Source organism: Humidesulfovibrio sp. (assembly GCF_035560995.1).
GTDB lineage: Bacteria > Desulfobacterota > Desulfovibrionia > Desulfovibrionales > Desulfovibrionaceae > Humidesulfovibrio.
The window spans coordinates 1-24007 of the sequence record NZ_DATMYK010000044.1; the positions used below are offsets into that span (position 1 = coordinate 1).

The window sequence follows — 24007 nt, forward strand, 5'->3', positions numbered from 1 at the left end:
CCCGCGCCTTTTGTCCTTCAGAGTGGACTTTTTGAGGCTGTGCAGTTGAGCCCGGACATCCAGGTGCTCGACATGCGCCCCGGCTCCCGGAATCAGGGCGCAGGCGGTCAATGAGCTTCTTCGTACAGCTCCGCCGTCACCCGTTGCTGGGTTGTTGGGCGGGCATAGCGAGGCGACATAAATCATGATGCACAAGGTGAAGAAGCTGTGGCAGGGCATTTACGACGCTGGCGGGCCGCGCCGCCGCGTTTGCATGGACGCGCTGCGGCATCCCAAAGGGGCCTGCAAGAATGCTTGGCAGGCGGCCTACGCAGGGTTCGACAGCCTTGGCTGCCGCAGAGTGCTCTGGGCCATGGACGTGTTCCGGCAGATTGCGCGCGACCCGGCCGCCGCGCCGCGCAAGATCGCGGGCAAGCTGCGCGCAGGGCTGGCCGACAGGATTCGGGCCCGGCGTGACGCGCGCACCCCGTCCTATGACCAGGAGCCGCCGCAGGGAGCGCACCGCCCCTGCTTCACGGCTCCGCCCCTGGAATCGCTGCGGCCGCATGCCAGGGAGTACGCCGCTTTGGCCCGGCTGACCCTGGAGCACCGCTTCGATCTGCTGGGCTCGGGCTGGGTCAAGCTGGACAGGGGGGAGCAGCGCCAGGGCTTGGATGGCGGGGTGCACCCGCCGCTGGAGCCCCGCCCGGATGCTGGCGGACGCTGGCTGGCAGCCACGCTTTCGCCCAACAATCTGCACTGTGCCCGCCGTCTGCGCGGGCAGATCAGCCCCGGTTTCGCGCCCATCAGCTGGAACGAGGACTTCAAGACGGGCTTCGTTTGGCCCGCTTCCCAGCCATCGCGCTCCCTGCGCTACGCTGACCGCCATGGCGTGGACGTGAAGGTGCCTTGGGAGCTGGCGCGCATGCAGCACCTGCCCTGGCTGGCCTTTGCAGCCATGCTCTCGCGCGATGGCCAGCCTGGTTTCGAAGCTCCGGAGCGTTACCTGCGCGAGATCAAGGACCAGATGCTGGACTTCGCGTCCGCCTGCCCGCCGCGTTTTGGCCCAAACTGGCTCTGCACCATGGATGTGGCCATCCGGGCCGCCAATCTCATTGCAACGCACGATATCCTGGCCAGCGCAGGGTTCAGCCTGGACGAAGGCTTTGTGCTCGAACTGCGGCGCACGCTTTGGGACCACTTTACGCACATAGTGAACAACATCGAATACCACCCGGTGGTGCGCGCAAACCACTATTACTCCGACATCGTGGGACTGCTGTTCGTGTCCGCCTGGCTGCCGGAGACCCCCCGGACCACGGCGGCCCTGGCCTGGGCCGTGCAGGAGTATCTGGGCGAGACCCCCGTGCAGTTCCATGCCGACGGCGCCAATTTCGAGGCATCAACGAGCTACCACCGCCTGTGCGGGGAACTGGTGACGTATGGCGCCGCCCTTGTCATGGGCCTGCCCGCGGCCACGGTGGCGGGCTTGCGCAAAGCGGATGCCAGCCTCTGGGCCTGGCAGCCGCCTCTTCAAAGCGAACGGCCCTGGCTTGAGGAGGACCGCATCCTCCTGCCACGGGAAATCATGGACCGCGTGGCCAGGGCCGGAGATTTCCTGCTCGACTACAGTGCTGAGGCGGGCGAGATCTTCCAGATCGGAGACAACGACTCCGGACGTCTGTTCAAGTTTCTCCCGGCCCTCAGCTTCCTGACATGTGAGGAACTGGCGCCCTTCGGCCTCCGGCCGGAGGCTGGCGTTTCGCCGGAACCGTTTGAACGCATCAACGATCACAGGCACTTGGCCGCGGCCATCGCTGGGCTGCTGCCGCGTGCGGATCTGTTGGCTCTGGCCCCGGAGCATCCGGAGACGCATTTGGTGCGCGGGCTGGCCAGATTCGCACAAACACCGGCCCTGCGGCCTGCGCGCGCGCCATCCCGCCTGCGCGCCTATCCCGGTTTCGGTCTGTACTTTTATGCCCTTGGGGAGATTCATCTGGCCTTGCGCTGCGGCTCCAACGGCCAGCACGACAATGGCGGCCACGCGCACAACGACCAGCTTTCCCTGTGCCTGGCCAAGGGCGGCAGGCTTTTCCTCGTTGATCCCGGCACATATGTGTACACGCCCCTGCCGCGGCAGCGGAACCGCTTCCGGGCAACGCGGCACCACAACACCCTCTTTGTGCCCAAAAAGGAACAGAACAGCTTCAGCGCCACTTCGCTGTTCACGTTGCTGAACGAGGCGCGCCCGGAGCTGCTGGAGTGCTCGGAATCGGTCTGGAGCGCGCGGCACCAAGGGTTCGCGGCCCCGCACACGCGCACCGTGCGCCTGCCGGACGCAGGCATGATCGAGGTGGAGGACAGCTGCAACCTTGAGGACTGCCGCCTGGCTCTGCACCTGCACCCGGAAGTGCGCGTGCGGCTGCTGGCGGACGGAACCGCCCTGCTTGAACGAGATGGGGTGGAGCTGAGCATTGCCTTGCAGGGCTTGGCCTGGGAGCTGGAGGAATTCGCCTATTCCCCTGGCTATGGTCTGGTTCAGGCGGCGCAGAGGCTGGTGAGCGCACCGTTCACCGGAATGGCGGTCTGGAGCATCGGCTGAGGGCGAACCCGCGGGCTTTCTGCACTGTCCTCGAGTTATGCCAGGTAGCCCTTCCACCACAGCGCGAAATTATACAGATACCAAAGCTGGGCCCCGGCCTGCCGGTCGAGGTAACGGGTGATCTCGTTCCAGTCCAGCAGCCCGGTCTCTTTGCAGAATTCTTCCAGCGTGGTCCGCATCTGCTGGCCCAGGCGGTCCAGGCACCACTCGTACACAGGGACGCCAAAGCCCTGCTTCGGCCGGTCGATGATCTCGTCCGGAATGATTCCGCGCACCGCGCGCTTGAGCAAACGTTTGGGCTCGCCCTTCTGGTATTTGCTGGCCGCCGGAATGGCCATGGCCAATTCCACAAGCTTGTGGTCCAGAAAGGGCACCCGGCATTCCAGGCTCACTCCCATGCTCATCTTGTCCACGCGCATGAGTAAAAGTTCTGGCAGGCGGATGTTCAGGTCTGAGTAAGTCATCCAGTTGAGGTCCGAGGCTTCTCGGGTCCTTTGCAGGAAGCGCTGGCGCAGGGGCTTGAGCACGGCCTCGTAAGTCGACAGCCCGGCCAGCTGGTTTCTGAGCGCCGGCCCGAGCAGACCCGGTTTCTGGTGCTCAAAAAAAGCCTCGGCCCCGCTCCAGAAGATCGGCTGGCCGTCCACCGCGCGACGCAGATAGGCGTACTTGTGCGAGTTGGTTTTGCCTATGGCCTCGGCCGCGCGGCAGCCGAGAGCCTTGAGAAAACGTGGCACGGGAAGGCGGTTCCAGCCCGCCACGCGCACGGCGTTGCCCCAGGAGGGGTAGCCGCAGAAAAGCTCGTCCGAGCCCTCGCCGACCTGGCAGACCTTCACTCCGTTGTCGCGCGCCAGTTTGGACACGTAGTATACCGGCACGCACACAGGGTCTGCGATGGGCTCGTCCTGCAGCCAGACCATGCGCGGCAGGAAATCCATCAGATCGTCCTGGGTGAGCTTCAGCTCGTGGTGCTCGGCCCCGATCTCGTCGGCCATGCGCCGGGCGAAGTGCAGTTCGTTCTGGTAGGAGGCGTAGGAGCCTTCATAGCCGATGGAAAAGGTCTTTACCGCCTGGCTTTCTCCGCGCGAGAAAAGCGCGGCGTTGGTGCTCGAATCAATGCCGCCGGAGAGGAACACGCCAACCGGCACGTCGCTGACCTTGCGGTAGCGCACGGCGGCCTCCAGTTCGGCCAGGATGCGCTCGGACATTTCCCTGTCAGAGGCTCCGGCCAGGGAGATGGCGCTGTCCAGGGGGTCCCAGTATCTGTGCTCGGCGATGTCGCCATTTGCGGCCACGGTGAGCCAGGAGCCGCAGGGCAGCTTGCGGACGCCCTTGAAGAGCGTCTGCGGCGCAGGCGTGGTGAGGAAGGACAGGAAGTGGTAGAAGGCTTCGGGATCCATGGCTCGCGGCTGCTCCGGATCCTCCAGGAGGGCCTTGATTTCTGAAGCGAAGCCCAGGCGGCCGTGGTGCGTGCTGTAGTACAGGGGTTTGATGCCCAGGCGGTCGCGCACCAGCCAAAGGGTCCGCTCCTGGCTGTCGTAGAGCCCGAAGGCGAACATGCCCCGGAAGCGCTGCACGCAGTCCCGGCCCCATTGGGCGTAGGCCTTGAGAATGACCTCGGTGTCCGAATGCGAAGTCTGCCAGGCCGTGTGCCCCAAGGTTACGAGCTCTTGGCGCAGTTCCGCGTGATTGTAGATCTCGCCATTGAAGGTGAGGTGGTAGCGGCCGCAGGAACTGTGCATGGGTTGCCCGGCGGTTTCGGAAAGATCGATGATCGACAGGCGGCGGTGGGCCAGGGCGCAACGCTGGTCAGGGGCGATCCACAGTCCGGCGCCGTCTGGTCCGCGGTGGGCCATGGTGTCGCGCATCCGCTCAATGAGGGCAGCCTCTGGCGTCCAGGACGCGCCCCCAAGGGCGATGATACCGAGAATGCCGCACATGCCGGGTTCAGCGCGCGGCGAAGGTTATGGCCGTGGTTTCCAAAAGTTCTTCCAGGGCAATGGGCCACCCAGCGCGCTGCCCTGCGAGCGCCAGGCCAAGCTCGCGCAACATCGCCAGCTGTCCCTTGTCGGGCTGGGGGAGCGGCAGCGCAGGAACTTTCACCCCATGGCCCGCGAGGGACTGGAAGTTGTCCATGACCAGGGTCTTGCCGTCGAAATGGACTTCCAGAAGCTCCTTGGGCAGGCCGGGCGCGCCCAGGGCGCAGTACTCGATGCAGGCCACGGAGCCGTCCTCATACTCAAGGGTGATGATCTTGTTGTCCGAGGCGCTGTACTGCCCTTCCGCAGGGTGGAGCGAGGCTGCGGATACGGAGCGCGCGGGCGAGCGCACCAGGCTGCGCAGCAGGTCAACAACGTGGCAGGCCTCGCCCACGATGCGCCCGCCGCCCTCCGGGCCGTGGGTCCAGTGGTCGTGGGGCAGGTATCCGGCCAGCATGCGGTAGCGCAGAAACAGGGGCGAGGTGCGGCCCGAAACGGCCTTGGCCACGGCCTGAGCATGCGGGGAAAAGCGCCTGTTGAAGCCCACGGCCAAAAGGGGCTTGGCTCCGGGGCCGGCGTAGAACGCGGCGATGGCGTCCAGTTCCTCGCTGGTGAGGCAAAGGGGCTTTTCCACCAGCACGTGCTTGCCCGCCTGAAGGGCCTGCAGCACCTGCTTGCCGTGCAGGTTGTGGCGCGTGCACAGCACCACCAGATCCACGTCGCCGTCGGCCAGCACTTCCTGGTAGTCCGTGGTGGCGTAAGACGCGCGGTACTGCTCCGCCGCGGCCTTGGCCCGGGAGCCTGTGCGGCTGCAGATGGCGTGGACGGAAAATAATTCGCTCAGGGCCTGTAGGTTCGGCAGATGGACGCCCAGGGCGTAGTTGCCGGCGCCCACCACGGCGGAGCGGATGCGGCCGTCCTTGCTTCGTAGCGGGGCAACCGGAACGGAGCGGGGGAAGTCGGCCTGGGCGGCGTCTTCGAGATTGGGCACCTCGCGTCCGTAGTCCAGCAGCAGCATGAGCGGCTTTTCCGGGGCGCCCAGCGCCGCGTAGGCCTCGTCCACGCGGCCGATGGGGTAGGTCTGTTGGATGAGGGGCGCGACATCGAGGCTGCCGGACGCGAGCAGGCGCAGATACTCGCCCATGTTGCGGTTCTCGGTCCAGCGCACGTAGTCGTACGGGTAGTCGCAGCCGCCTTCCTCGTAGGCCGGGTCGTAGCGCCCGGGGCCGTAAGACGTGGAGATGAGGAAGTCGATCTCCTTGGCGTAGATGTCGTTGCGGTCCAGTTCGCTGCCCCACACGCCCACCATCACGAGACGGCCTTTCCGGCGCAGCAGGCCGAAGGCCGTGGAAAGCACCTTCGAGTCGCCTGTGGCGGCGCAGAAGATGACCGCATCGGCCAGCCTGCCGCCCGTGTGCCGCGAGAGGGCGGCAAGAACATCTTCCCTGGAGGGGTTCAGGGCCAGCTCCGCACCCAGTTGCCGGGCCAGGTCCAGGCGTCGGTCATCAATGTCCACGGCCACGGCGCGCGCACCGGAGAGCACGGCCATGCGCAAGGCCAAAAGTCCCAGGATGCCCGCTCCATAGACGACGACATGCTCGCCCAGGGCCAGGGCCGCCCTGCGCACTCCCTGCATGGCGATGCCGCCAAGGGTCACCGTGGCGGCCGGCGCGAAGTCCAGACCGTCGGGCAGGCGCATGACCAAGTTGCGTGGAACATCGATGTATTCTGCGTGGTTGGCGTAGCCTGCTCCTGCTGCGGCAACGTGGTCGCCCGGGCGCAGGTCGTCGATTCCCTGGCCCACGGCCAGCACCACGCCAGAGGCCGAGTAGCCGGTGGGGCTGCCTGCATCGAGCTTGCTCTTGATGCGCGCCAAGGCCCTTTGCACCCCTTCGGCGCGGATCATGTTCAGCGCCTTGACCACCTTCTGGGGTTGCTCCAGGGCCTGGCGCACCAGGGAACGGCCGCTGGCCTGCACGCCGGAGAGCTCCGTCCCGGCGGAAATGCAGGAATGCACGACCTTGATGAGCACGCAGCCCGGCGTCACCACCGGTGCGGGTACTTCCGCGGGCTCAACTTTGCCCTTTTTGATCAGCGCCTGCAGCATGCCAGCTCCCGCTTGGATCAACCTTGAGTCAGGCCACAGGCGTCGATGATGACCTTGCCCAGCAGCAGGGTGCGGTCAATGGCGCGGAACTGCCGGTGCCCGACGAGGAACACCAGGATGTCGGCCTCGTCCAGGGCGGCGGCCAGGGGCGTGAAGCGCAGGTTGGGCACTTCGCTCAGGGACGGCGGCAGGGCCTTGATGTGCGGCTCCACGGCCAGAATCTCCGCGAAGCCTCGCGCGGCGAGCTCTTTGGCGATAAACAACGCCGGGCTCTCCCGCAGGTCGTCGATGTTCGGCTTGAAGGCCAGACCCAGGCAGGCGACCTTGGGGGAAGTGAAGCGTGCGGCCTTGGCCTGTATCTGCTCGATGATGGAGAAAGGCTTGCTGTCATTGACCTCGCGAGCGGTGCGGATGAGGCGCGCTGTTTTGGGGGCGCTGTCCACGATGAACCAGGGATCCACGGCGATGCAGTGCCCGCCCACGCCGGGGCCCGGGGTCAGGATGTCGACGCGCGGGTGCCTGTTTGCCAAGCGGATGGCGTCCCAGACGTTGATGCCCATTTCCTGGCAGATGAGGGACAGCTCGTTGGCGAAAGCGATGTTCACATCGCGGTAGGCGTTTTCCGAGAGCTTCACCAGTTCGGCCGTGCGGGCGGTGGTGGCCAGCACCTCGCCTTGCACGAAACTCGTATAGAACTCGACGGCCTTGTCCGTGGAGGCGCGGTCCACGCCGCCCACCACGCGGTCGTTCTCCACCAGCTCCTGCAGGATGCGGCCGGGCAGAACGCGCTCCGGGCAGTGGGCCACGTAGAGCTGGGGGCCGCCGTCGGTGCTTCCGGGCAGGTTCAGGTCTGGGCGCAGCTCCTTGAGCCAGCCGCAGATTCGGTCCGTTGTGCCCACCGGGCTGGTGGATTCGAGGATGAGCAGGTTGCCGTGGCGCAGGTACGGTGCAACCGCGCGCGTGGCGGCTTCAACAAAGGAGAGGTCGGGCTTCTTGCCCGCGAGAAACGGCGTGGGCACGGCCAGGATGAAGATGTCGGACTCTGTCGGGGTGGTGGCGGCCTTGAGCCTGCCCGAACCCACGGCGGATTTCACCATCACGTCGAGCGCCGGCTCGTGGATGAGGATCTCTCCAGCGTTGAGCGCTGTGACGACCTTTTCGTTCACGTCCATGCCGTGGACGGAAAAACCCTTTGTGGCCAGGAGGCTCGCCGTCGGCAAGCCGATGTACCCGAGACCGATCATGCAGACTGTGTTCACGTGTTGTTTTCCCATTGTGCTGCGGACTGTCACTGGTTTAGAAGGGCGGCAATAATGCGTTGCGCCGCCCGGCCATCGCCATAGGGGTTTATCGTGTTGGTCATGCGGGCATAGGCCTCCGGATCATCCAGCAGGCGGCTTACTTCGGCGACGATGACTTCCTCGTCGGTGCCCACCAGCTTTGCCGCGCCGGCGGCGACTCCCTCGGGCCGTTCGGTCACGTCGCGCATCACCAGCACCGGCTTGCCCAAAGAGGGCGCTTCTTCCTGCACGCCGCCGGAATCCGTGAGGATGACCGTGGAAGCGTCCATGAGCGCAATGAAAGCTTTGTATGGCAGCGGCTCCAGAAGCAGAACGCCCGCGCGGTCGGAAAGCAGTTCCAGCACGGGCTGGCGCACGTTGGGGTTCAGGTGGACGGGATAGACGAAGAGCGTGTCCGGGTGGCTGTCCGCCAGGCGGCGGATGGCCCTGCAGATGCTGAGGAAGCCGTCGCCGAAGTTTTCGCGGCGGTGGCCGGTGATGAGCACCAGGCGCTTGCCCTCTGCCAGGGCCTTCTGGACGCGCGGGTCGAGGATGCCCCTCTCGGCGCGCACTTGGTCGCGGATGTAGAGCAGGGCGTCGATGACCGTGTTGCCCGTGACGAGGATGCGGTCTGCGGCGATCTTTTCCGCAAGGAGGTTCTCGCGTGCGGTGTCCGTGGGGGCGAAATGGAGATCCGCCACGATGCTGGCGACACGCCGGTTCAGCTCTTCCGGGAAGGGGGCCTGGAGGTCGAAGGAACGCAGTCCTGCTTCAAGGTGCGCCACCTTGATGCCCCGATAAAAGCCGCACAGGGCCACGCACATCACCGTGGTTGTGTCGCCCTGCACCAGTACCCAGTCCGGGGCTTCATCCACCAGCAGCCTGTCCACTTCGGCGAAGAGGCGCGAGGAGAGCGAGGCCAGGGTCTGCCCTGTTACCATGACGTCAAGGTCGCGGTCCGGGACGAGGCCGAAATCGGCAAAGGCCTGGCGCAGCATTTCACGGTGCTGCCCGGAGGAGCAAAGCACACACTCGTAACGGGAGTCCTCCCGCAAGGCCAAAACGACGGGAGCGACTTTAATGGCCTCTGGCCGGGTTCCTGCTAGGATAAGTACCTTATTTCCCATAGCCTTCACATGGAATGGTGTTTGGAAAAGCCGATACGATTGTGCCGGATATTGCCCACCGAGTACAGCATTAGAAGCGCCCATTCCTAATGTTCATTTCAGCTGCTGGTAAAGAGGGGACCGCTGCCAGCCGTCAAAGAACGTTAGCTGCAATAGGATCGGCAACGATGGGTCATCTTGCAAACGTGAAAAATTCGTTATTGCTGGAGCTAAGGCCTTGGGAATTCGAATTCCGTAAAACTCAATGGGCAGCCCTTCTGGGTTTTTGAAAGCAAGAGTATAAAAAACGTGACGAGTTGGTTTCGTGGTATCTATGAGAATTTTTTCGGAAAAGTCATCAAACGCCCGCGTGTAGCCGTGATACAAAATCTCATAAGACGGAGCAGCAATAGTTGTATCGAAACGACGAGGATCAATTTCTAAAGACCAGTACTGAGCTTGATGAGAATGTGAGGAAGATGTGTCGTAAAAGGAATCCACAGGGTAAATAGTGATATCTGATCCAGAATCTATGGTTTTCAGGTCGATGCTAATTTGAGGAAGATTTTCATATTGCGTCAGATAAGCAGCAAGGTTCTGTTGTTGGAGTCTGCGTGTAATGAATAGTCCAAACGACATGGCAGCAAAGATGACAAGCAATATGCATATGTTTTTAAAAGAGTAGCCGGCGAGGCTCCCGCGTAGATAATCCATCATGCCAGATGCTTGTGGCCGCCCTCCTTGTCGAAACAACACGGTCATGCTTTTGGTAGAAAAATGTATGAGCAGCTGTATGATTACAGTAACTGCCAAAAGTGAGATAAGCTCGAGAAAAAAGTAATGCCGTGGCCAAAATTGCAGCGCAGGATAGCCGCATAGGAATAAAATGAGACAAACGAGCGCTAGGCCAAGCCGTAAGCTTTTCCCAGTTGTGCGAATTAGAATAAACATAAATATGGCTGGCAACAGTTTGCTAAGCCAGTTGAAATTGTAAATCGGAAGGGTCGTAATGATATTTGAGACTGCGCCAAATACCCTGGTCAGCACATCCGCAGGGAACAGCTTGCTGTATGACAAAAGAAACAACATCCCAAAATGATCGTAGCTGCTTGTTGCCAGCTGTAAATCTGGAGCTCCGAAGCCTCTAGAAGCAAAAATACTTGTATGGATCAGCGCAAACATGTCGTTGTAGTGTTGCGCGACCTGATATACTTCTGCATCAGAAACACCTAAAGCCGAGGTGAATTGAGGCATTAGCCCAAGAACAATAACATGAAAAGCGTTACTTCCTTTCCCAAACGCAGCGAGGGAGGGAAATCCAAAAGCAATGAATGCTCCAATGAACAGCAAGCCCCCTGCAAGCTTCCACTGCATAAACTTAGTTATCGGATATGGCGTTAGGAGAAATAAGGTAAAAAAGAATGCGGGTATGAGTATCAACAAGTCCATCCGAAAGCATATTCCAATACCAACACATGCTCCAGCGGCAACACAAACACCAAGAAATCGACGGAGGGAAAGTCTGTCTTTGACAAGGATGATAAGAAATAAAACTCCAAACATCATGAATGGAGCTTTCGAGTAATCGCGAAGATCGGAAAGGTGGTTAATGTTCGCAGGGCTTGTAATAAATATTGCAGTAACGGCTATCGCAAGAAGTTTTCCTAGAAAATGTCGTGCGAGAAGAAATGACGCTACAGCAGTAAGTGAACACAGTGCCGCAGCAAGAGGAAACAAATTTAGCCATGAAATTCCTAAGATACTCCAACATAGCGCCGCAGCCCCCATTAAGTAACGGCTACTCGCCTGAAGGGCATCCAGAGGAATAGCCTTAACAACGGCATTTGACTCGACACCATTAAACCGTGCAGTTTTTCTGTTTAGGTATTCCAAAAAACCATCAAGCTCGGCAATATTTGATGCGTTGATGAATCCATATCCACTTGCCTCAAATACTGCGGGGGCAAATTCACTTTGGTAAAATGATGCTGTCTCATACTTCTTTAAGTAGACAGCTCCGCCAAACAGCGCGGAAAAGCAGAATATTAAACACAGAATGAACGTGTCTGAGAATATGTACTGCCTCGCAACGCAATAAAAACGTTTCATTTGTCGACCACGCTATTGTTTGCCATGACCAAGAAGTGCTCCTAAACAGAGGTTCGAGCTATACAATGCAACCTGCGTGTGCGGGCAAGGAGTCATCACCAATTCAGTTGGGTACGAGCGGTTAAAGGCGCTGGGCAAGCAATAACCGTGATCCTCCAAAGTCAAATCGTATTTTTGATTTGATGAGCATACGCTCTATCGTCATGACTGTTCCGAGCAGGGCGTTGCCGCTTCGGCTAAGGCGCAGTTCTGAAAGTGCATCCGTATTTGGTGCGGACCAATTCATTCGCAATCTGGAGAGCAACATAAGTGGAATCAGGAGCGAAACAAATGACGTTTCGTACAAAACAACGAATCCAGCCTGCTGTACTGCTTGTCGCAACCCGGAAGCCGTATAGCGTCTTACATGGCACGCATGCTCATCTTGACGGCCCCAAAGCCATGGATGTTGGGGCACAGTCACTAATAACCCACCGCCTGGGCGAAGCGCGCTGTGGATTTGCTCTAGAACTTTTCCATCTTCGGGAATGTGTTCCAGGACATCAAACGCACCAATAAGATCAAAATGATCTGAGAATGGGATATCTCGGGCATCCATCTGTAGCAATTGGACATTCGGCACTCGCTGCTTTGCGAAGCTTAGCCCAGCAGGCAACACCTCGCTTCCCATCAGTTCGGCCTCAGGGAAATTGCGACACAGGGCAGACAACACAAAGCCCGTTCCGCAACCGATTTCGAGCAATCGGCCTGGGGCAGGGAAATAGCGGCGCAGCACCCATAGGATTAGCGCATTACGCGCTTCGAACCAAAAATTACCGTGCTCCAGAGAAGCAAGCTCCGCGTAAAATTCCTCTCTATAGCCCTCTCTGTTCTCCGTGAGCTTCGGGGCAAAAAGAGGAAAGCCGGCGATTGAATCGGGACAGCACCCGCACGAAGGACAAGTCCAACCGCTGGCTTCAAACATGTTTGAACAATTCTGGCAACGCTTCATGTCAGCACCTGCGACATAATCATTGTTCCTCAGACTTTTCTAAACGCACAAAACTTTTGCGTGAGGAGCTGTGAGTGCCGATGACCAATACGGGCCCCCTGAGTCACCCTGGAAGACCAGCCAACGCTGTCAAACTACACGTCAAAAAAAGATGAAATTGATATTGATGGGAGTATGTCTGCTGCTATATATTGTGAGGGTAAAGTCGTCCCACTTCAAGGCAACAGGAAGTTGAGGCGCTGGGGATATCCTGGGAGACGGTCTTCAGGAATCTTTTGTCGTTTCGCGTATGGCATAAGGCGGTCGATTCATGGTTCGAAAATGCATTCGCGCCAGATATTCGCCGATGACGCCCAAAGCAAAAAGCTGCGTTCCGGAGAAAAGGGCGATGATCGAAGCGAGGAAAGGGAAGCCGGGGACAGTGCTGCCGGAGATGAAATAGCGCACCAGCGTGTAGCACAGCACAACAAGTCCGAACGTACTAAACAGCATGCCGAGGAAGCTGGCGACCCTCAGGGGCATGGTGGTGAAACCGGTCAGCATGTCGAGGGCGTGCGCACAGAGTTTTCGCAAAGTGTAATTAGAATGTCCAACCGTTCGCGGTTCGTGTCGCACGGTGACGGAACTGAAGAGGCTTGTGCCCCAGGTCAGCAGCACGTCGATATTCACGGAAGGGCAATGGTAGTCGGCGAAGGCCGCGCGAACCTCTGCGCGCATCGCACGGAACGGGCTCACCTTCCTTGCGGTCTCGGCCCCCATGACCGCCTGCAGGGCGTACTTGGTGGCGAAGGAGGCGGCATCACGCAACAGACCGTGCTGCTGCTTGGCCGGTGCACCGTAAACCACGTCATACCCTTCGTCCAACTGTTGCAGCAGTTTGGGGATCTCTTCGGGGGGATTCTGGAGGTCATCGTCCAAGGTGATGATAACCTTGCCCCGCGCAGCGCGAAGACCACAAAGAACGGCGCAATGCTGGCCGTAATTCTTTGCGAGATGTATGCCCCGAACGCGCGGGTCGACTTGTGTGAGCGCCTGGATGGTTCCCCAGGAGCCGTCCTTACTGTCATCATCCACCAATACCAATTCAAAATCAGAATCCAGCGGTTCTACAGCAGAGACGATACGCTGGTGAAGCCTGGGTAGTATCTCGCGGGAACCATACACCGGTATCACAATAGACAGATTTGGTCCCGTAGGACTGCCTTGACGCTTAGCGTTTTGGAGGTCTGTGGTCATGTTCGCACCTTTTCGCTACGTCAGTGATCCCCGCCACGCAAGATTGAGCGCCATCTGCTGCTGCGGATGAAGCGGTTTTGTCGACGCTGCCTAACAAGTGGCAGTGACCGTCTACTTGGCGCCTTTCCTGATGACGACCGCCTGCTGGACGCCCATTCCACCGCCCGAAAACCTTTTTTCAAGGCCGTGGAAAATTTCGTTGATGGGATTCGAATAGCCGGGGTAGGCACTGGGGTCTGTCACGAGTTCGCGCAAAAAACGGGACCCCAGGTAATAGACAGAGGAGAAGTCGTCGATTTGGTAGTCCAAGCCAGCTGCTGCCAAATACGCTTCAAGTTTGGACCGCTTTAGGTAGCGGTTGTAGTCATGCTCCGTAAGGGCTGGGAGGCCGACCACAGTTCGCAACGCGTTTAAGCGCATCAGCGGTTCCCAGAAACTTTCGGAGAAAATAACAGCGCCGCCTGGTTTAACCACTCGGAGACATTCAGAAATTCCGAGAAGTTGTTGCTCCCAGGATGGCAGGTTGATCAGCACCCGGGTTGTATAGGCAAGGTCGAAGGTTGCGTCCGGGAATTCCAGCTGCCGGACATCACCTTCAAGGAAGGTCACGGTGTCGGTAAGCTTCTGGGCGTGCGCGGCACTTTTGGCGGCAGTGATCATGCTTTCGGCGAAGTCTACACCTGTTATGCTGCCGACGCGTTTCAGCTGCGTCTGGCGAATGGTGCCATGTCCATTGGCGCAGCCAATGTCGAGGACGTGGTCACCTTCGTTAATGTGATTCGAAATATTCTCAATCTCAAGATCAATCATCCAGTTGTCACCCCAGGACGCCCAATGGGAATTCTCGTGCGTCTGGCCCTGAGATTGCCAATACTCTTTAATATGATCCTTGAAAACCATCTGCTCTCCCGAGATATTGCTCTCGCAATAACATCTTCCCCGCCAACTTGCGTATCACGGGCGTTGGCGCCATTGTGTCGCTGATATTTTTACGCTTTGAGGTGCACAGAAGAAGGCACCGGCATTAGCGAAGGTGTCCGTCATCCATCGTGCGTCGCGTGTCAATGAGATGAGCGCTATAAGGGTTTGCATGTTATTTTCTCAAATCAATATGCGTACGGACCACGTATGTCAAGGTGGTGGCAACTTCGCTAGTACTCAAAGTGAAACAACTCCTACGGGGCTTGGGATTTTAAAAAAGTGCGGTCGGTGAGATAGCTTTCCCAAAGCTATCCCAGGCGAGTGACATGAGGTATGATAACGTCTCCAGCTCAACGGGCGAACGCTGTCCCGTCAAGAAACCGGCAGTTATGAATTTGCGGTCCACGTTCGTCCCATGCCAGGCCCGCTCTTCCGCACCATGGGGAGCTTTGCGTGGCTTGTACCCTTGGGCAAGAAACGTGTTTTTGGAGGTCGTGCGGCTGAGGGCTTGGGGCAGAAGAGCACCGCTTGCGCCGTGGGCGCAACCAATACGTCGCACCACGAATGGAATTCCAGGTTTTGGGGGCATCATGCCAAGGAGCAACCTGACTCGCTTGAATTGTGTGCGTTGGGGGATTGGCAGTGTTGCGCGTGGCAATGCTCTAAAATTGTTGCAATTAGCCGTTCCGCTGTGTATCGTGTTGAGGGTCAGTATTTTCCACTGGCTCGCGTCTGCCCATCGTTGCTAAGCAAAGGCTATAGACGTTTTAAGGGCACATAAGACTTTTCATGGTATGCTTGGGATGTTTATCTGCTCGCCAAGAAAACGCATCTTGTGGGTAGAGGCAGCTTTTTTCACTGATTGCTTTCGTGTCGCGACAGGCGTCGAGGTCTCCATGCCCGGCCTCGGATCCTCGGGAGAATGGGTCGAAGCCTGGCGTGAGTCGTTTTCGCTGTTTAACATGGTAATACACAATGGTAGGCAAAAAGTGATCGTCTCTTCTATTCCTTTCAATAAGCCGTACATGACTGGCCGTGAGCTTCGGTACATTGAAGAAGCCCATCTTAAGGGACACCTCTCTGGTGATGGGGGATTCACCCGTCGCTGTCACGACTGGCTTGAGGCGCATACGAAGTCGTGCAAGGCACTTCTGGTGCATTCATGCACAGGTGCCTTGGAGCTCTCTGCCATGCTTGCAGACATACGGGCTGGCGATGAAGTCATCATGCCGTCCTATACGTTTGTGTCAACGGCGAATGCTTTCATCTTGAGGGGGGGCGTGCCAGTATTTGTAGATATTCGACAAGATACGCTCAACATTGACGAGGAATTAATCGAAGCCGCGATCACTCCGCGGACAAAAGCCATCGTTCCAGTCCATTACGCGGGGGTGCCATGCGAGATGGACAGAATCATGGCCATAGCAAAAAAATATAGCCTCATCGTGATTGAAGATGCTGCGCAAGGCCTCATGAGCAGTTATGAAAGCAAACCGCTTGGCGGTATCGGCCATCTTGCAACGTACTCCTTCCATGAGACAAAGAACATTATTTCTGGAGAAGGCGGGGCGCTTATAATTAATGATGACAAGTTTGCAGAGCGTGCGGAGATACTGCGAGAAAAAGGGACTAACCGGAACAAATTCTTCCGTGGCCAGGTTGATAAATATACCTGGGTTGACATGGGGTCATCCTATCTCCCAAGCGAAATCACTGCGGCATTTCTCTGCGCCCAAATGGATGAAGCAGAGAGCATCACGCAGCAGCGTCTTGATTTGTGGTCCCGTTATCATCAGTTGCTTGAACAGGCAGAGTCCTCTGGCACCCTGAGACGGCCTGTTGTTCCAGACGGCTGCACCCATAATGCCCATATGTATTATATCCTACTGGAGTCGCTTTCCAAACGAACAGAAGTGATTGCGAAACTCAAAGAAAACGGTATTCAGGCCGTATTCCATTATGTTCCACTGCATAGCTCGCCATTTGGGTTACTGCATACGAGATGTTCAGGTTCACTCCAGCATACCGAAGAATTGTCTGAACGCCTGCTCCGCCTTCCGCTCTGGGTCGGCTTGACGGAAGCGCAGCAAAACAGAATTGTCGAGGTTGTGCAGAGCGCCCTGTAGCTGGGCATTGGTTGCCAGCTTTTTGTGGCTCGCCACACATCCGGGCGATTCCAGACTTCTTTTGCGCGAGGCTTCTTGCGGCTTGGCTGCTGCTTGGGCTCAGAGAGTCTTCAACGGCGCGTCCTCATAAAGAGTCCTGCCTTGGAAGCAGAGAAGGGCGCGGTTACCTCAAAAACAGTCCTCACGCCCCTCGATCCAGGACTCATGCCAGATGAGTGCGTTCAGCACTGTCCACAGGTGGAACGAATGGCCCGTGCCAACAGTGGTTTCCTGCTCCAGCAGGGTGCCCAGGTACGCTTTGTCGAGGAAACCCTCGCGCACGAGGCGGGAGCGTTCCGTAACGGCCTTGGCTCGGGCGGCGAAGCGCGGTTCCTTGAGCCAACGGTCGACCGGGGCGCCGAAGCCCTGCTTTTTGCGGTAGATGATGTCGTGTGGCAGATAGGGCTCGGCCGCCTTTTTGACGATACGTTTGCCTACGCCGTCCTTGAGCTTGTAGGAGGGGGGGAGCCTGCGCGCGAAGTCAACCAGGTCGTGGTCGAGAAAAGGAACCCGGGCTTCGATGGCGTGGGCCATGGTCAGCTTATCCACGCGCATGAGCAGGTGCTCGGGCAGGCGCAGCTTGAGCTCCATATAGGGGATTTTCTGGAGCACCTCGGGTTCGGCCAGGTTTCCCGTGAGCCCACCCAGATAGTGCCTAGCCACATCGGCGCTCTCCAGGGTGGTGAGCGCCGAGGGCAGCAGGCCTTCCACCGGGCAACTCACCTGCTGGCGGAAAGGTGCGAGGTCGGGAGTGAGCTTGGTGCGCAGATCGCCCCACCAGCACACGGCACCGCCCCAGAAAAGTTCCTGCCCCGCGGCCCGGCGCCCCAGGATGGCCGTGTCCTCTGCGCTTGCGGTTCGCGTTTGCGGACTGCCGAAGAGCCGCTTCCACCAGGGGGTGGCTGTACCGCCCTGCCATACCTGCTCGTATTTCTGGCGGTAATGCTCGCACCACCAGTAACCCAGGAAGTTCTCGTCCGCTCCCTCGCCCACCTGCACCACCGTGGTGCCCTGTTCGCGCACTAGGCGCGCCAGGAAATAGAGCGGGATGCAGACATTGTCGGCGATCGGCTCGTCCTGCAGGCGCACCAGCAGCGGCAGGAAGTCCTGGGCCTCCTTGGCGGAGATGAGGGTGGTGTGGTGGTCCGTGCGGTACTGTTCGGCGATACGGCTGGCGTGCTGGAATTCGTTCAGGTCGTCCAGCCCTTCGTAGCCGATGGAGAAGGTGGTCACAGGCCGGTCCATGATCTCGCTCATGAGGGCTACGATGAGGCTCGAGTCCACGCCGCCGGAGAGCAGTACGCCAAAGGGCACGTCGGAGACCATGCGCCGCTCAATGGAGAGTCTCATGAGCCGGGTGAACTCGGCCACGGCGTCGTCGAAGCTGAGGTCCGACTCGCGCCAGGTGTCGGCGGCGGAAGGTTTGCAGTCCCAGTATTGGCTGGCCTTGGCCCGGCCCTCGTGGTCGATTGTTACCAGCCAGCCCGCGGGGATTTTGAATACGCCGCGGAACATGGTCAGCGGCGCCGGGGTGATGATGAAGGTGAGGTAGTGCCAGAACGCAGTGAGGTCCATCTCCGGGGAGAGGAGGGGGTGCTGCATGAGCGCGCGGATTTCCGAGGCGAAGAGCCAGGAGTGCCCGCGCTGAGCGATGTAAAGCGGCTTGATCCCGATGCGGTCGCGCACCAGGTGCAGCACCGGGCGCGCCGGGTCGCGCTCATCGTGGATGGCGAAGGCGAACATGCCGTAGAAGCGTTGTATGGCCTCAAGCCCCCAGTGCTCGTAGGCCTTGAGAAGCACCTCGGTGTCCGAGTGGTCGGTTTGCCAGTCCCGCACGCCAAGGGATTCGAGTTCGGCTCGGATTTGCGCGTGGTTGTATATTTCGCCGTTGAAGGCCACATGCACGGTGCCGGCGCGATTGTGCATGGGCTGATCGGCCGCGCTGGACAGGTCGATGATGGACAGGCGGCGGTGGCCGAGGAGGCACCGGCCGCTCGGCGAACGCCATACGCCCGCACCGTCAGGTCCACGGTGGCGCATGGCGTCGGTCATGCGCGACATCACGGACGCATCTGCTGTCTGGCCTTTGGGGTTGAACTCACCAGCTATGCCACACATAGGCCTTCCGGACCGGGCGAAGGTGTCCGCACCACCTGGGGGTGAGATTCCTGCCGGGGAGTTTGCCGACGCGTCTCGTGCCAGCCAGCAGCGGCAGTCAGACGCATCGGGCGTTCTTCAAGATGTGCGAGGCTTCCGGAACAGACTCTGAAGCGAGGTCCGTATCTTCTCGATCCTGCGGTAGATGCGCATGGCGACATGATCGTCGCGCTTCTGGAGCTCTTCCTTCATGGCCTCAAGCAGGCTGGCGGGATCCGGGGACTCCTTGAGCCGCGCGATCGCCTGTTCCCTGATATTCGCCGCAGCCGCCTGGGTCTTTTCTGCGAGCTTGCCGGCGAACAACGGCTCGCTGCCCTTATGGCAGGCTATGCACTGCATCATCGGCAGGGTGCCCATGGTCGACTCGATCATGGTGATGATGGGCCAAATGCCGTTCACAAAATCTGACAAGTGCTTTGGCGGGGAGAGTATGGAGAAGGGCTGTGCAGGGTCGATTCCGCCTTGCAGGTAACCGGCCAGCTCGACGCCCATGTTTGAGTACTCGTAGTCCACGTTGATGAGCGAAAGGCCTGCCCGGTCGAGGAGCAGGGCGATGGAGCGCTTGCTGAAAAAGTTGATGTGCCCTGGTGAGTTGAAGCCGCCGTATGCGTAGGTGCACTTCTCCCTGAGGAGGCGCAGTCCAAGCGCCATAAGGTTCGGCACAGTAAACACCAGGAGTCCGCCCTCGGCCAAACGTGAGCTGGCGAGCTGCAGTTCCGCCAGGGGATCGGCGATGTGCTCCAAGGTTTCCCAAAAAGAAATGATATCATAATTGCCCGGCGGTAGGTCCTCCAAAAAGCGGACAACAGTGTGCCCTTCTCGTCGCGCTATCTCGCCGGGGTATGGGTCCACCTCAACGCCATGCGCCAGTATGCCAACACTTTTGGCCGCCTGCAGCGAGTGCCCAACATTGCACCCGATGTCCAAATAGCGCAGGGAGCCCTCCCTCTCGGGAAGAAGGGGCATAACTGCGGCCAAATAGCGCAGAAAACGCGAAAGATCCTGATCCTCAAGCTGTGACCGTCGTTGCGAGGCCACGTCTTTTGCCACCGCCGCAGCGGCCGGGGATTTTTCAAACAGGCGGGCGAAAAGGTCCCATGTCACCCCGAGCGGCACATACCACGTGCCGCACCGTTGGCACTCATGGAACGTGTATCCGTCGTAGCTCTCAAAGACGGCATGCGAAGTTTCGGCTTCGCAGGCGGGGCAGGGCCGGCCCGGTAGAGTGGGCAGCATCGGCAAACCATCACTCCGCCATATCTCCAGGGCTTTGTTGTGATCCTTGGGGGTTATCGCTGATATGGGGGTCGGCACGATTTCCCTGCTTGCCTCGCCTGCCTCCTGCGCTAGTTCGTGCATGCCGAGAAGAAGCTTGAGCAGCGAACGCTGCAGTTCCTCGGTACTTAAGCCGAGCGTGTCCTTAAAGGAAAGCTGGGAATAATTCATTCGCTGGGACCATCACTTGGTTGCGTGTTGCTCTGGCATCCTTCTGCGAGTTGAGCAGAGGTCGCTCCTTGCCCCGGCATGTGAAGCTGCGCGTTATAGAAATCTAAATCCGAAGGGTTGTCTACCTCGCCCCAGTTCCCGTCGTACGGCACGGCATGCACTGGCACACGCCCGGCGTTGATGACCCGCTGCAGAATACCTGTCATGTGCATGGAGTCTGCATCGGCCTGCGCCAGTAAGCCGCGTACACGCAAGACTTCTGCCCAGCCAGCCGGGGTGATGCGCAAGAGACCCATGTAATGCCCCTCGAATTTGCTATCGATCATGATTCGCCCGCCTCCGGGGCCCAGGTGGAACGTCACAGCCGCGAAGAGCGGATCGGGTTAAAGCGCTACGAGGGGCGCTGCCCGACTGCGAAAATTATCTCGCGCAATGAGGGGTCTGCCTCCATCGCTTCAAAACGCGTTACATCATCACCATAAATTTCCGATGCCCAGAAGATTGAATAGTTGAACAGTTCGGAGTGCACCGGGTTAAACCCGACACGTTTTAGCATCCAAAGCACTTCGCTTAGTGAATACTCTCGGTGGTGACCTTCAAAAGGCAAAGGACAGTCAAATTGATGCGAAATCTGTGGAAATATACTTTCACCGCGCATGAGCCTTTCGCGATTATATAAATATGCGATGTTTGGCGTGTCTATAATAACAAACCCGCCGGGCTTAAGGACTGTCCGTGCAAGCTCAAGAATTTTTTTGGGTGAATGGGGGATATGTTCAATGACCCCAAGTAATAGACAAAAGTCGTACTGGGCTGCATGGGTTGTGCAGAATTCAGTGTCGCAGGATAAGTCCAGTACTTCAACGCCGATCCGCTGCAACATCTCCTTCTCATTGCTCAACGCTGGATGATAATGAGTATAGCTGTCAACCGCGGTGGTGAGGAATCCTGCCTTGTTTGAGATGATCGAAAAATTCCCGAAGTATGATCCGAAATCCAGAACCCGTTGGCCAGGAACGCCAAAACGCTCCAAGGCATTTGCCACATGCGCAAGCCGTAATGAGCTACAAGATATATATGCGTTCCAGTCGTACCCTAACAAGCCTGGGGAATGCTTTGCTAGTTGAGTGTAATCACCATTAGGGATGAGTTCCAACAATGCTTTTGTCGTTTCAAGGCAAGCATCGGCAAACGACGGGGAGATTTTGTGCAGTTCGTCCTTGAGGCTTAGCTTGATGGCTTTTTTATCGTGTGCCGTATTAATATGCGCTTCTTTGCTCTGCTGGTTGATGTTTATTGAATCAATTGACATATTAATGAGGTTGCGTAACTGTTTTATCACATTCATCAGATGTCTCTATTTTTTCATGTTAAGTGATGTACTATCAATTAGAGACCATTTGCCTTCGCCAACAAATGCTGCATTTCGAGCAAATAGTTCTCCCTTGACGCTAAATTCTAACAGGTCTGTCAAAACTAAATGCACATCTGGATTGATGGTATAGAATACTGTCTGCTCGGTAATGAAATACCCGTGCTTTGCGATGAACATCCAAACGGAGTATGTCCCTACACCGATGGTAATCTTCTCAATGTCAAGACGAATCGTTCCGTTTGGCTTGTCGAAACTGAGCGTGAGTTCGCGCGTTATTATATGGCATATGTCTTCTCGCGTTCCTTTTCGAAAAATGACGATGCAGATGTCGCTTTCCTCGTGTAGCGATTTGTCTATAATATCGTAGCCAAAAAGGAAGCTGGCAGGTTGGCCGTGTTCAAGCTCAAAGGTCTCTTTCCCATCTGGGCCGAGAAGGAGGGCCGTGTTGATCAATACTGCCCCGGTGCCTTGCCGCCCTGCAGTATTCAGTGCGTTGCTGTAGTATGACTTCTCGTTGCTCGAAGCGATTTCGACTCTTGCGCTCGTCAACCGTCCTGCCTCCAAGGCAAATGGAGTCAGTGAGAGCCGCTTCCCTGCCATCTCTACGGTAGCCGCGAGTTCAACTGCCTCTTCGGAAATAGCCTCAACGACAAAATATGCTTCTCCTTTCTCCAGCGCATCGAGAAGGTGGAGATTCGGTATGCTGAACTGGACGGCTATCTTAGGATATAAGCCGTGGTTCAGCATTTCACGCCCTTCCTTGCCCGCCGCTTCGGCTAGAGGTCCCCAGCAGCTCCCCTCACGGACAATGCTCGCTACCCCGGTCCCGGGTTCTGCCTTCCAATCTACGGAGTATTGAGGGCCACCAGCTGTTTGGAACGAAAGGCGTGTGAAAAAAATGGGGGCTCGGGCATGCCTTCCTCCCAACTCGCGTATCTCGACGAGGGCGCAACATGCTTTTTTGCCCGCCGAACGTAAGGCCAGGAGAGTCTTCTTCTTGAGCCGGGCCTCCTCCTGCACACGGATGGAGTCCTCATAGCCGCGCACCACCACCTCGGGCACATCGTCAATGAGCACGCGGCCGTTGTCTATCCAGATCATGCGGTCGCAGAGCTTTTGCGCACTGTATATGTCGTGGGTCACGAGCAGCATGGTGGTGCGCCCGCCGCTGCACAACTCCTCAATGCGCTCATAGCTTTTCTTCGCGAAATAGGCGTCGCCCACTGACAGTATCTCGTCGATGACAAGCAACTCGGGCTGAATGATCGTGGAGGTGGAGAACATGAGCCGGGCGCTCATGCCTGTTGAATAGGACTTCACCGGCTGGTCGATGTACTCTTCGAGCTCCGAGAACTCAATGGCGTCCAGGAGCTTCTGCTCCGCCTCCGCGCCGGTGACGCCGAGGTGGGCGAGATAGGAGAGCACGTTCTCTCGGCCAGAGAATTCCGGGTGGAAGGTCGAGCCGATCTGCAGCAACGCGCTGGCTTTGGAACGTACGCTGAGCTGGCCGGATGTCGGCTGCGTTACCCCGGTGATGATTTTGAGCAACGTGCTTTTGCCCGCACCGTTACGGCCGATGAGCGCCACTTTTTCCCCGCGGCGGATTTCGAGGCTGACCCCATTGAGCGCGTGGTGCTCCGTGTATTTTCCTTGCCCACGCAAGAGCCCCAGCACGTCTAGGAACTTGTAGCTGGGCTTGGCGTATAACCGATAGGTTTTGGTGAGGTCTTTTGCGGCGATGAGGACGTCATTCATAATCCACCAAGGCCCCTTTGAAGCGCAGGAAGAACGCGGAGCCGAGTGCGAAGGCCGCAAGAGAGGACAGAGCGTAAGCCCAAAGGAAGGCCGGCGAAGGGCTGTGGGTGGAAAGCAGCGTGAAGCGATAGGCGTCGCAGAGGTAGGACACCGGGTTAAGCCAGACCACGGCGGCGTATTCCGGCGGCAGCATCTCCGGGCGGTAGCCGATGGGCGAGAGGAACATGAGCAGCATCAGCGCGAGGTTGACGAAGTAGTTCACGTCCTGGACGACCAGAGAGACGGCGGAAAGCACGAACACGACGCCGAGCAGCAGGAGCATCTGCAGCACAAGCACGACGGGGAGCAGCAGCACAAAAGGCGAGAGGGTGCCGTTGGCTGCGGCGAGAATCGCAACCAGCGCGAGCAGCACGCACTGCCCCACCAGGGCGGAAGTCACTGCGCGCACAGGGATGAGCTCAAGGGGCAGCATTACGTTTTTGACCAGATGGATATTCTGCTTGAGCGAAACCGAGCCTGCCTGGATGGCTTCGCTGAGGCCGATGAACGGGACCAGCCCGGCAAAGACGTAGAGAACGTAGTCCATCCCGCTGTAACCGGGAAAGCGCATTTTGAACACCACGAGGTAGACGAAGAGGTACACGCTGAGCAGCAGCATCGGGTAGAGAACCACCCAGATGAGCCCAAGAGAGGAGCCCGCGTAGCGTTTGCTGATTTCCACTCGTGTGGTGGCGAACAGAATCTTCCTAAAATGGAAGATCAGACCGGCCATCTTTCCCATGGAGCCGAACACTGAGCGCAT

General features: G+C 58.4%; 16 protein-coding genes. 2 read left to right on the plus strand and 14 right to left on the minus strand.

The window, feature by feature from the left end:
• Nucleotides 1–184 precede the first annotated feature (184 nt).
• Nucleotides 185–2581 (plus strand): alginate lyase family protein, encoded by a 2397-nt coding sequence (locus VN419_RS01425; protein ID WP_325643667.1) that lies wholly within the window; start codon nt 185–187, stop codon nt 2579–2581.
• Between the two features lie 35 nt (nt 2582–2616).
• Here VN419_RS01425 and asnB (VN419_RS01430) read toward each other — a convergent pair whose 3' ends face one another.
• The 8 genes from asnB (VN419_RS01430) to VN419_RS01465 all read right to left on the minus strand — a co-directional run bounded on the left by asnB (VN419_RS01430) (nt 2617) and on the right by VN419_RS01465 (nt 14286).
• Nucleotides 2617–4518 carry an asparagine synthase (glutamine-hydrolyzing) gene (asnB, locus tag VN419_RS01430; RefSeq protein ID WP_325643669.1) on the minus strand — a complete coding sequence of 634 codons (1902 nt, stop codon included), beginning with the start codon at nt 4516–4518 and terminating at the stop codon, nt 2617–2619.
• Nucleotides 4519–4525: 7 nt separating this feature from the next.
• Complete coding sequence (locus tag VN419_RS01435) at nt 4526–6664, minus strand: bi-domain-containing oxidoreductase (RefSeq protein WP_325643671.1); 2139 nt, start codon at nt 6662–6664, stop codon at nt 4526–4528.
• A 17-nt stretch (nt 6665–6681) separates the two neighbouring features.
• The gene (gene wecC, locus VN419_RS01440; RefSeq protein ID WP_325643672.1) at nt 6682–7923 is read right to left on the minus strand and encodes a UDP-N-acetyl-D-mannosamine dehydrogenase; all 1242 of its coding nucleotides are present in this window, start codon (nt 7921–7923) and stop codon (nt 6682–6684) included.
• A 29-nt stretch (nt 7924–7952) separates the two neighbouring features.
• The gene (wecB, locus tag VN419_RS01445) at nt 7953–9071 is read right to left on the minus strand and encodes a non-hydrolyzing UDP-N-acetylglucosamine 2-epimerase (RefSeq protein ID WP_325643674.1); all 1119 of its coding nucleotides are present in this window, start codon (nt 9069–9071) and stop codon (nt 7953–7955) included.
• A 93-nt stretch (nt 9072–9164) separates the two neighbouring features.
• On the minus strand, nt 9165–11159 hold the full coding sequence (locus tag VN419_RS01450) for a hypothetical protein (protein ID WP_325643678.1): 1995 nt from the start codon (nt 11157–11159) through the stop codon (nt 9165–9167).
• Nucleotides 11160–11280: 121 nt separating this feature from the next.
• Entirely contained in the window at nt 11281–12150 is an 870-nt protein-coding gene (locus tag VN419_RS01455; RefSeq protein WP_325643680.1) for a class I SAM-dependent methyltransferase, read from the minus strand.
• A 264-nt stretch (nt 12151–12414) separates the two neighbouring features.
• The gene (locus tag VN419_RS01460; RefSeq protein ID WP_325643682.1) at nt 12415–13386 is read right to left on the minus strand and encodes a glycosyltransferase family 2 protein; all 972 of its coding nucleotides are present in this window, start codon (nt 13384–13386) and stop codon (nt 12415–12417) included.
• Between the two features lie 111 nt (nt 13387–13497).
• Nucleotides 13498–14286 (minus strand): class I SAM-dependent methyltransferase, encoded by a 789-nt coding sequence (locus VN419_RS01465; RefSeq protein ID WP_325643684.1) that lies wholly within the window; start codon nt 14284–14286, stop codon nt 13498–13500.
• Nucleotides 14287–15203: 917 nt separating this feature from the next.
• On the opposite strand from VN419_RS01465, the gene rffA reads away from it, so the two are divergent.
• Entirely contained in the window at nt 15204–16433 is a 1230-nt protein-coding gene (gene rffA, locus VN419_RS01470; RefSeq protein ID WP_325643686.1) for a dTDP-4-amino-4,6-dideoxygalactose transaminase, read from the plus strand.
• Nucleotides 16434–16601: 168 nt separating this feature from the next.
• Here the strand turns inward: rffA and asnB (VN419_RS01475) are convergent, their stop codons facing one another.
• The 6 genes from asnB (VN419_RS01475) to VN419_RS01500 form a co-directional block, all read right to left on the minus strand.
• Nucleotides 16602–18590: an asparagine synthase (glutamine-hydrolyzing) gene (asnB, locus tag VN419_RS01475; RefSeq protein WP_325643688.1), complete on the minus strand. Its 1989-nt coding sequence runs from the start codon at nt 18588–18590 to the stop codon at nt 16602–16604.
• Nucleotides 18591–18707: 117 nt separating this feature from the next.
• Entirely contained in the window at nt 18708–20075 is a 1368-nt protein-coding gene (locus VN419_RS01480; RefSeq protein ID WP_325643690.1) for a class I SAM-dependent methyltransferase, read from the minus strand.
• Nucleotides 20072–20401, minus strand: coding sequence for a hypothetical protein (locus VN419_RS01485; RefSeq protein WP_325643692.1), 330 nt, complete (start codon nt 20399–20401; stop codon nt 20072–20074). The genes VN419_RS01480 and VN419_RS01485 overlap by 4 nt, the downstream gene beginning before the upstream one ends.
• A 65-nt stretch (nt 20402–20466) precedes the next feature.
• The gene (locus tag VN419_RS01490; protein WP_325643694.1) at nt 20467–21423 is read right to left on the minus strand and encodes a class I SAM-dependent methyltransferase; all 957 of its coding nucleotides are present in this window, start codon (nt 21421–21423) and stop codon (nt 20467–20469) included.
• A gap of 9 nt (nt 21424–21432) precedes the next feature.
• Nucleotides 21433–23205, minus strand: a complete 1773-nt coding sequence (locus VN419_RS01495; protein ID WP_325643696.1) for an ABC transporter ATP-binding protein — start codon at nt 23203–23205, stop codon at nt 21433–21435.
• On the minus strand, nt 23198–24007 hold the full coding sequence (locus tag VN419_RS01500; protein ID WP_325643698.1) for an ABC transporter permease: 810 nt from the start codon (nt 24005–24007) through the stop codon (nt 23198–23200). Before VN419_RS01500 ends, VN419_RS01495 begins: the two co-directional genes overlap by 8 nt.